The organism is Actinomyces sp. HMSC075C01 (genome assembly GCF_001812965.1).
In the GTDB taxonomy this organism is placed as follows: Bacteria; Actinomycetota; Actinomycetes; order Actinomycetales; family Actinomycetaceae; genus Actinomyces; species Actinomyces acetigenes.
Window position 1 is genome coordinate 1 of record NZ_KV810915.1, and the last position, 9,614, is coordinate 9,614.

A 9,614-nucleotide genomic window follows, 5' to 3' on the forward strand; every position below is an offset into this window, starting at 1 on the left:
AGGGCCGAGAGAGCCATGAAAGACCGACGAGACGCCACCTTCGAAGGGACACGGTGTACACGGGAGAATACAGAGGGCACAACAACTCCTTCATGGGTCCGCCGAAATTTCTCAAAGACAGAGTGTAATCGTAACGTAATCTCCCTAGCAAGCAGGGCTACCCGGGTACTCCCCGTCGCTCCCCGTGTACTCCCCATAACTCCATGGGGAGTACACGGATTCTCTCGGTCTCCCCGCGTGTACCCCGGGTACTCCACGATATTTCCCCGTGGGAGTCTCCCCATTTCTCGAATGATGGGTGCTGCATAGGGTCTCAGTATTCCTCAGGTCGATGTGGCCTGATCGAGAGCAACGGAGGTTCCATCATGATGACTGCTTCGAAGCGAGTCCTGGCCGCCATGAGCGCCATTGGAATGGCGGCCACCCTGGCGTCCTGCCAGCTGCCAGGGGGCTCCTCGGGTGAGAAGGGGGTGTCGACCTCGACCTCGACGTCGGCGTCAGCGCCGAAGTCGGCGCAGGCCGGGGGCGGTGGTCATGGTGCGGCCATTGAGTCGCATCCCACGACCGTTGACAGTAAACCCGGGACTGTTTCCCTGAACTCCGTGTCCGGTGCGGGCACGACGGTGACCGTCATGTTCTCCGTGACGAATAATGACAAGAAGAATGACATGTGGATCTACGACTCATTCTCTGATGGAGACGACTCGGTGCCTCAGCCCAGTGGAAAGGCGAGCCCGGGAGGGAGCACGAACAACGCCGACGGCTTGACGCTCATTGAACCGTCCTCCTCAAGCATCTACCGCGTCTCCTACGACTCCCAGGGCGGCTGCCTGTGCTCCAGTGGCCTTACGGAGTTCATCCAACCCGGTCAGACGATCGCGCTCCAGGCGACCTTCACCGGTGTACCGGCTGAGGCGAAGAACGTCACCATCACCATCCCGAATGGAGGCACCTTCAGCAACGTGGCGGTGGCTCGATGAGACGACAGATGAATGGGGGATGGGCAAGGGGCGCCAAGCCTCGGCCTCGGTCCGGGGTGCTTGCCGCCGCGACCGTCGTCATGTGGACAACATCGTGGCCAGTGTCCGCCTCGGCTGCCGCTTTACCCGCGGTGCCACAAGCGGGCCACCCGTTGGCGGCTGCGAGCAGCAGCGCCACAGCCGATCCGACGCCGATCACCAAGCAACCGGAGAGCGCCGGGCCGGGCAACCCCCGGGTGGCTCAGACCGTGGACCGCGTCGTCACACCGCTGTCGCGTTCGAGCAGTTCGGATAGTGCGGTCACCTACTCCTCGGACGGCAAGACCACGGTGGCCTCGTTATCCGGTGACGTCACCTTCGACGTCGACTCCTCGGCCCTGACCGACCGTGCCAAACAGGTGCTCGACGAGATCGTCAGCCGCTGGAACGGCAAGGCGCCGGCCACGGTCACCGTGGTGGGGCACACGGATTCCGTCGCCGACGACGCATACAACCAGACACTCTCCGAGCAGCGGGCCAAGGCCGTCGCCGACTATCTGACCTCCAAGGTCCCCTCCCTGAACGTCCAGTCCTCCGGCAAGGGGGAGAGCGAACCCGTGGCCTCCGAGACCAATGCGGACGGCAGCGTCAATGAGGCCGGCAAGGCCGCCAACCGCCACGTCGATGTGCGCTGGGGATGAGGGGACTGACGCCCCGCCTCAGCGCAGCTCGATCCACTGGCCCACGGTCGAGATCTGATCACTGGTGATCTTCTCTCCGGAGAAGTCCACGAGGCAGATCTTCGACTCCCGGCTGATGGCCCACAGTGAGCCCTTCTTCTGGTAGGGCCAGGTGGTCTGGTACTGCTGCTGCGCCAGGATGATGGATCCGTTGGTGACAGCGGTCCGAGAGCCAATGGGCTGGTACCCGCGAGTGACGGCCCGGGCAGCATTCATGGCGAGGTCGAGGGCGTTGTAGCCGTCCTTCGCTTCGACGGACTGGGCCGTCATGAGGACAGCCGACTTGTCTGACGGGTCGGTCCACGTGGTACTCCAGACGCTGGACTGCGCCACCGACCGATCCCAGCCCTTGGGCACCGCAAGAAGCAGGTCGCCCTCCTCAAGACGGTCCCAGTCACCTTCTGGGCCTGGATGCTTTGCCGAGGAACAGCTGCTAAGAAGCGTCGCGGCTGTGGCCGTTGAGAATGCTAGGAGGGCGCGTCGTCGTTGGATGGTCATTGTTGCTGCCTCGTCAGGGTCAGAGAGTTCTCGATGCCGTTGCGAAGGCCGTCATCCAGGACGGTGCTCAGAAGAGTGACGACGCCGGTCCCCACCTGTGAGGCGAGCAGCCAGGTCCACCCCAACCAGGATGTTGCAGGACCCCAGTAGAAGGCGGCCCTCTCAGTGGCGGGCTTGTCGCCGCTGGCCTCCCAGGAGACCCGCCCGATCTCCGAGTAGTTCTCAAAGAGGTAGGAGCTTGTGAGATTGACGGTCTGCCTGAGGCCGTCGGCGGTGGTGCTCGCGTCGATACCGGAGAGCAGGACCCGCTGCGCGAAGCTGGTGTCGTTGGTCTGCAGGTCGTAGGAGACGGCATACGGGGGCCACCCACTGCGCCGAGTGGGGCCTTTGAGGGAGGACAGCAGACTGACAGAGATACCGGAGAAGTTAATACCGGCCCAGTCCTGGGGAGCATCTTGCGGGCTCTTGGACGGGGCTTGCGGCTGCTTCACGTCATCGACTGAGGGCATTCCTGAAACAGGGGGTTTCTCTGGAGACTTGCTGCATGAGGCGACCGCACTCAGGGAGGCGATACCGCCGGCGGCCATGAGGAGGCGGCGATTCATGAGGCACTCACCGCCACTGACGTGAGGACGGATGACATGCGGTTCAGACTCTCCTTGTTCTTGGGGTCCGCGAAGACGTAGACGCCGTAGCTCTCTCCGCCTGGGCCGTCGACGATGATCCCCGCGCACGTGATGGGAACCTCGGCGGTCTTACGGTCCTGCAGCCATGGCGGGATCGCCGTGGTCTGCCAGTCCAGACGGTTCGCGCCGGATCCGCCAGGAACCTTCACAGGAGTGACCGTGGGCTGGATGGACTGGGCGGTCAGCGCCTGCTGCTCCGCGGCCAGGATGCTTGCCGCGGGCTTGGCGCCGGCGGCGTAGTACTCGACAGCAACCGTGAGAGGAATGCTGCCTCTGCTGTCGTAGTAGGTCTGCTGCATACCGTCGTCGTAGGTCGTGGTGGTCCCGGTGACGGCGTCCCCGGGTACCTGGATGATGAGGTTTCCGGTTGGGAGAAGCGTCATCATGCCGCCCGACGCCGTCGTATCCGAGTCTCTCGACGTCGACGGTTGGGATGCGGATGCTGCGGCCGAGGCGGTGCCGGAGTCTGAGGCTCCTCGGTGGCTGCAGGCACACAGGGCGAGTATGGCCATCGCTGCCGCCACAGCTCTTACAGGAGTCTTCATGCGCTGTCCTTGCGTTGTCGTCAGGCGTCCAAAGAGGAACCGGCTAGTGGGTTTGGCTCGCCAGCTGCTTGCGGTCCTTCGTGAGCTTGTCAGTGCTCCAGCTGCCGGAGAGTGCGTCGAAGCCACCGTTGTCAGTGATCGCCGTGCCGTCGACAACGAGCTGAGTGGTGCTCGCCTTGGCAGCAAGGACGGCGGCGAATGTGCCACTGGCGGAGGAACCCGGCGGATCACCCACGGACAATGAGGCCGCAGGGATGTTGACGGTGCCCGACGAGAGCAGGACGGTTGAGGCATAGTCGTTGGCGAGATCGCGATCCGATCCACTGAGTGCTGAGACGTCAAGTGTCGTGGTGACCACCGTCGTGACTGCCGTGCCCGCGGGGACTCCGGAGATACCGCCATTGGCAGATCCCTCGGTGACATGAGTGAAGGTCATCTTGTCGAGGTCGCCGCCGGTGTCGTAGGACAGGGCGACATAACCTAAACAAATGCGCTGACCTGCTGGGGGAGAGGCGATACCGAAGCTGTTCCACGCCGAGTCGACTTCCTGACTGTGCTCCGGGACCGGGACGTCGGCCTTGTAGGAGAGCGTGTGGCTGACGGCGCCGGTCCCGTCGGGCTCAAGGGAGGTTGCTCTGCGGTACGCGATGTTGCCGCCGATGGCCAGGATCGGATACGTGACCGAGGACTGGCGCGCTGCTGCGCTGCCGGAGGTGCCGCCCGACGCCGTCGTGCCAACCGTCAGTCGGCTGGGTGACGACTCGACCGTGGAGTCGGGCCGAGCTGCCGCAGCAGGGTGAGCGTGCTTGACCCGTCCGGCCCCCGTGTTCTCAGCCTGCTTGGTGACCTCCGGGGACGAGGGGGATGGGCAGGAGCGCTGGTGGGAACACTGAGATGCCGCTCGCTTGGCCCGTGCTCCGGTGACCTGCGTGGTCACCGGGTTGGTCCCAGAACCTTCCGCGCTGTATCCGCCGGACAGTGACCGTGTGGTACTGGCGGCCTGTTTCGCCCCTGAGTCTGGGGCCGCGGCAGCCGGTTGGATGGCGCTGACTGAGATACCGACGAACAGTGTGAGGACGACTGTCCTTGCCAGTCGGGGAGTCTGGGAACGACAGCGCACGGAGTGCGTCCTTTCGATGAGGCGACAGGTGCAGAGCGGCGTCGTCGGGGGCGATACCGTTATCAGTCCGAGACTCTACGTACAGATGTGCTCTGACGCCACTCTGTTGTGGCACATCGGGGTTGTCGGAGAGTGCGATTGCGAGCGGCACCGCAACCGAAGCGGTTCGAAAGCCTCGATAACATCACCAGTAATGACCCGCCGAGATTCCAGCACAGAGAACCACAATCGCCTTACTCGCCATTGCATAAAATGCATATCGCGCTGTGTCATAGGTGTGATAGCGAGATCAGTCGAGGGTGAGCGACTGCTCAATAGAGGTTCGAAGGCTGGCATCAATAGTGCCCGTGCCTGAGTACTGGACGGCGGCAATCCGAGAATCCTTGCGTACGACCCAGATAGCGCCCTGGTCGGAACCTGACTTTCCGGCGCCAAAATCCAGGCGGACACCTTCTGAGAATCCGGACAGGCTGACAGCCTGCTGAGACAGTTTGGAAAAATTCTCCAACGCCCCGTCTGCCGAGTCTTTCTCTATCGCCGACAGTGCATCCTGAACCGACTTCTGAGGAACACTCGGAGCCAAGAATAGCCTCTGCGTGAGAATCCCTTGTGAGTCCGCCAACGCCCAAGAATCGGCCCATCGTTGAGATCCCTCAAGCGGCCCAGTGTCCACCCAACCTGCTGGAACGGCGCAACCCAACCCTCTAAAAGTGATGCTCTGTGTCCCATCCTGTCGCGTCGAGGCAATGGCGGAGGCCGCCGCTGAGCTGGACGCACTGGAAGAGGAAGCCGATGACGTCAGCTCGATCCAGCCGCCGACTGTATCAAACTGATTCTTGTCCTTCTTCTCATTAAACAGGTTAACGAGAGCGATGTTTCCATCCTTGCTGATCGCCCATGTGCTTCCGTACCCTTTAGTTGGCCAATCCACTTCATAATCTTGTCGCGCCAGTACGGTACTTCCATCGGACCAAGAGACCCGTTCACCGACAAGGCGATACCCTCGTGTGACACAGCGTGCAGCATCGGCCTGAGTGTCAAGCGCCGCAAAGACGTCGCTCTCTTCCGTCGACTTCGCCGTCAAGAGAACATTGGCTTGCTTTTTGCTGTCAGTCCATTTTGTCGTCCATGTTCCATCTCCGGGACTGGATTTCTTCCAGCCAGAAGGGACGGCAACTAATAAGTTTCCATCGCTTACTCGTTGCCAATCTCCCGGAGGTTTCGGAAAGTTGTTTGAACTGCATCCAAGAAGAATTGTTGCTCCTAAAGGAAGGGTGGCTAACGATAGTGCTCCCCTTCGGTTCATATTCACTGCTACGCTCCCTTCAAAGATAGTGAGGATTCGAGACCGTTTCGCAATCCGTCATCCTGATATGCACCGAAGATGGTCACAACTCCAACTCCGGCAGATGATGCAATCATCCAGGTCCAGCCCGGGGAGTCAGTGTCTGGACCCCAATAGAAGAAAACTCGTTCGATGGCGTTGTTCTGATCGACGTCCCATGAGATGCGTTTAACCTCCTTATAATTCTCAATAATCCCCTTATTGATGAAGTTCACTGACTGCCTGACGCCGTCAGGGTTCTTAGATTCTGTTGACACGCCGGAACACAATAGTCGCTGGACGACAGAAGACTTGTCATCAGTTAAATCATAGTAAACCTCATACATCCCCCAATCGGAACGCTGCTGCGGCCCCTTAAAAGACGTAGGCAAATAGAATGATATCCCTTGATGACTTGTCTCAATCCACTGGTTCGGCGATGTCTCCCGAGGAGTAGTCGAAGGGTGCGGTTGGGAGGTGTCTGAGGCTGCTTTCAACTTGCTCAATGGCGCCGTTTCGGTTCTTCGTCCGCAAGCGGCCAAGAGTAACGACGATGCAGCGAACGAGGAACCTGTTGCACAGAATGACTTTCTAGAAAACATACGGTCATGAGTGCCGTCAGGGTTACTGTGCCCACGCAACGATGATCCTGATGTCGTCATGATTTCACCAACCTCGAATCGTCCCTGTTGTAGTATGCGTTACATATTCTCAAAAGTTCTGCGGCCTCCGTTGCTTGGCTGGCTCAGCTGTTGAGCGCTCACTGTATTCTTTGAGTCGGCACTCGAGTTCTTCTTAAAGGGGCCCCAACCACCTTCCTCGTTGGTGACTGTACCATCCTGGACCACTCTTGTCACCTGTGCGCGCTCATACAACAAGTTTTCGAAGCTGTTGTCTGAAGGGCTGTCCGGATTAAGGACAGACTGCGGCACGATGAGAGCTCCGTTAGTGAAAGACGAGTCGACATACTCTTGCGCGATCTTCTTATCGTTGTCGCTCATTGAAGAGACGTCAAGTGTCGTGGTGATCGTCGACGTTTGAGGGTGGTCTGCACCGTCATCCTCTTTCAGCCCTGTCGCTGACCATGAACCTTGACCCACCTTTACGTTAGTGAAAGTGATCTTACTGAGATCTCCGTTCTCATCATAAGTCACTTCGTAACTTCCAGTATAGCTCCCTGAAGCATCTGCGGCCGCCTTCAAGCCGAATGACTTTGTAGGATCTTCGGCGCTTCCTTCCACGGATCCGCCGATCGATCCCGTGTATGTGAACTTATGAGAACTCGATGTCTTGCCGCTGGCATCGGTGGTAGTGGTGTATGTGTATCCAGCTTCCCCGGAGATGTTGAGACTCGCGCTGGCCTTGAGCTGACCGACGGGGACGCCTTTTTGGTTGTCGCTCTCTTCGCCCTGTTCGTCCTTGTCGTCCTTTTGGTCTTCGTCCTTCTTATTGTCGCTTCCTCCAACCTTAGGTTTGACATCCAGGCTGGCTGAGGCGCTGGCTTCGAGTTTTAGTTTTGCATTCCATACAGTTGAAGTACTGTCCGGGGTTTGCTCGAACTTTGTGCCGCCGTTGCCGATGCGGCCTAGGCCTTGATTGTTGAGGTGATTCTCGGTGTTCTCCTCATTCTGTTTGTCGAACTCTTCGCAGGAAATGTGGTCAGGGGTGTCGCAGTTATAGGTTTCAGATGTGGTATGACTGACTGAAACTCCTGCTGACGCATTGACCTTGGCGCTGAAGGGATTGCCCTTCCCTTTGTCCTTGCTTCCTCCTTTATCATCAGTGGATGCGCCGACTTCGTACCCGGCTGAACCTTCTTGCGTGCTCGAGTACTGCCGTGTCCCTGAGTTATCCATATAGGTGGTCTTAGTGACGGACGTACCATCCTTTCCGCCGACATTAGCTGATCCAGGTCCAGGTAACGGAATGCTGACACCAACTGATGTTGAGGCCGTCCTTTCTTCAGATTGAGACGGGATCGATCCCGGATCGACTTTACGAGGATCGTTGGCCTCTTGCCCCTGATTCTGCGAGTAGTCGCAGGAGTAGGAGTCATCCGCGCCGCCTACAGAATGAATCGCTGAGGAAATTTTACAGACAACAGCTTGAGCGAGGGAGACGCCGCTTCCAGCGGCGATGAGGGTGGCAATGGTAGCGATGATTGCCGCGACAACGAAGGCGGCCCCCGCATACTCAACAGTCGACTGCCCTTTCTGTTCTTGTTGACGGCAGTGCCTGTTCATTTTCATCGATCTCCTTAAGTAGGTACACTCAATTTTTGAAAGTATGTTGTCGGGGATGCTGTTGTGTGAGGTATTATGTTGAGTTTGAGGCTCTTCGGCCCAAAAGCAGTTGAGGTGACCTAGGCTCCTCTTACCTCAATCGAGTCAAGAATATGTTGCGTCATCTTAAGGCTGTTAGTGTTGTCTTTTGGTGCACAAACGTAGACCCCGTAAGCATAACCGGAAGGTCCGTCAGACAGAACGGCCTGACATGACAGTTTGATTTCTTTCGTGTCATTGTTCCAAGGTGGTGTCGCGGATTGCTCCCAGGAAAACGTATAGGCGCTGGATGACCCTTTCACTGTCTTCGCCTCGGGTGATATCGAAACACCATCCGTGGCGTAGGCCGCCTTGTCTTTACTCGCGATGCCCGCAGCGGTCTGAGAGTGGTTTGTGTAGTATTCTACGTCGATGATTGCTGGACTCGCCTGGTCGGTGACGTAGTAGTTAATGCGAGATAGGCCGTTCTGGTCTTTCATGGGTTGCTTGTCAGAAGTCACAGAACTTGGAGCTTCAAGCGTTAGACCGTGGGCGGGGTTTTGTTTGACGAAACTATTTGAGCTACTTCCGCTACTGCTGGCTGAGGGCTTGGCGGCGTCATTGCTTGTGTGGCCGAGCGTGCTGCAGCTTGTGATCAATGTTGCCGCCAAAATTACTAGTGAAACAGAACGAAACCGTTGCGCGTTCATGAGATCCTCCGTGATATCTTCCTGTAGTTTCCTGCAAGACAGCTCGCATTAGTTAACTAATCGTGCGCTGACTTTTGCCTTCGGCAGGCTGTGTAAATTATTCGATGAGGGGTGAGGGGAGGTTGACGTTCCCCTCTTTGGATTCGGTGGATTCGAACTGGCCGATTGCCGCTGCTGATGCGAGTTCGTGGAGCATTCTCCATGGATGTTGTAACCGACCTTACCGTCTTTTAAACATACGCCGCGTTCAAATGTGACTTTGGCTGTAGAGGTTGCGGTGGCCCTGTCTTGGGTGTAGCTGACAGTGGAGTTGGTGCGCACTGAGACTGTCACGGTGCCACGAGACTCGTCGACCGAATACGATGTCACCATCGCGTCATTGAGTGTGGCGTAATACTTGGCTGCTTGTTCAGCCTTTGGACCTGCGAACGATCCCGCCCCGTGTCCAATGCTTCCCCAGAATTGGCGTTCGTTGCCAGAGCTTGCTGCGTTTCGGTAGGTTGACTCGATGGAGTCGGCCCAGGTATGTGCGGCTGCCAAGGCGGCCGCATCTGCCGCGTTGCTGGCATCGCGACGGTGCAGAATGGCATCCCCCAGGCCAGTCATGAGACCCAGTGCCACGAATGCCACAACTGCAGCGGCAACACTGACGTAGGGGAGGATACTGCCGCGTTCAGTGATTGCCGGTCCGGATGGAAGCCAGATGGTTTTACGCGAAATACGAGACATGGTGGTGCTCAGCTGTTCTTGATGGGGATGTTGGTGAGGCGG

At 58.3% G+C, this 9,614-nt stretch carries 11 protein-coding genes; 2 read left to right on the forward strand and 9 right to left on the reverse strand.

The genetic code is table 11. The features are described 5' to 3' along the window. Window positions 1–365: 365 nt before the first annotated feature. Both HMPREF2883_RS15330 and HMPREF2883_RS00145 read left to right on the forward strand, forming a co-directional pair. The gene (locus HMPREF2883_RS15330) at window positions 366–980 is read left to right on the forward strand and encodes a hypothetical protein (protein WP_256277239.1); all 615 of its coding nucleotides are present in this window, start codon (window positions 366–368) and stop codon (window positions 978–980) included. A gap of 80 nt (window positions 981–1,060) precedes the next feature. After that, entirely contained in the window at window positions 1,061–1,660 is a 600-nt protein-coding gene (locus tag HMPREF2883_RS00145; protein WP_075371445.1) for an OmpA family protein, read from the forward strand. A gap of 18 nt (window positions 1,661–1,678) precedes the next feature. Here the strand turns inward: HMPREF2883_RS00145 and HMPREF2883_RS15335 are convergent, their stop codons facing one another. The 9 genes from HMPREF2883_RS15335 to HMPREF2883_RS13730 form a co-directional block, all read right to left on the reverse strand. Further along, on the reverse strand, window positions 1,679–1,969 hold the full coding sequence (locus HMPREF2883_RS15335; RefSeq protein WP_256277241.1) for a hypothetical protein: 291 nt from the start codon (window positions 1,967–1,969) through the stop codon (window positions 1,679–1,681). A 224-nt stretch (window positions 1,970–2,193) separates the two neighbouring features. Continuing rightward, entirely contained in the window at window positions 2,194–2,688 is a 495-nt protein-coding gene (locus tag HMPREF2883_RS00155) for a hypothetical protein (RefSeq protein WP_256277242.1), read from the reverse strand. 110 nt (window positions 2,689–2,798) lie between these two features. Further along, entirely contained in the window at window positions 2,799–3,269 is a 471-nt protein-coding gene (locus tag HMPREF2883_RS00160; protein WP_081384621.1) for a hypothetical protein, read from the reverse strand. 202 nt (window positions 3,270–3,471) lie between these two features. Then, window positions 3,472–4,365 (reverse strand): hypothetical protein, encoded by an 894-nt coding sequence (locus HMPREF2883_RS00165; protein WP_070658084.1) that lies wholly within the window; start codon window positions 4,363–4,365, stop codon window positions 3,472–3,474. A 472-nt stretch (window positions 4,366–4,837) separates the two neighbouring features. Then, window positions 4,838–5,854 carry a hypothetical protein gene (locus HMPREF2883_RS00170; RefSeq protein ID WP_070658092.1) on the reverse strand — a complete coding sequence of 339 codons (1,017 nt, stop codon included), beginning with the start codon at window positions 5,852–5,854 and terminating at the stop codon, window positions 4,838–4,840. Window positions 5,855–5,862: 8 nt separating this feature from the next. Then, window positions 5,863–6,219, reverse strand: a complete 357-nt coding sequence (locus tag HMPREF2883_RS14485; protein WP_141758963.1) for a hypothetical protein — start codon at window positions 6,217–6,219, stop codon at window positions 5,863–5,865. A gap of 354 nt (window positions 6,220–6,573) precedes the next feature. After that, the gene (locus HMPREF2883_RS14490) at window positions 6,574–8,121 is read right to left on the reverse strand and encodes a DUF4402 domain-containing protein (protein WP_141758964.1); all 1,548 of its coding nucleotides are present in this window, start codon (window positions 8,119–8,121) and stop codon (window positions 6,574–6,576) included. A gap of 113 nt (window positions 8,122–8,234) precedes the next feature. After that, a complete protein-coding gene (locus tag HMPREF2883_RS14495; protein ID WP_070658087.1) occupies window positions 8,235–8,843 on the reverse strand; it encodes a hypothetical protein in 609 nt (202 codons plus the stop codon). 48 nt (window positions 8,844–8,891) lie between these two features. Beyond that, the coding region (locus HMPREF2883_RS13730) for a pilus assembly protein TadG-related protein (protein WP_218079110.1) at window positions 8,892–9,614 on the reverse strand (723 nt) is incomplete at its 5' end.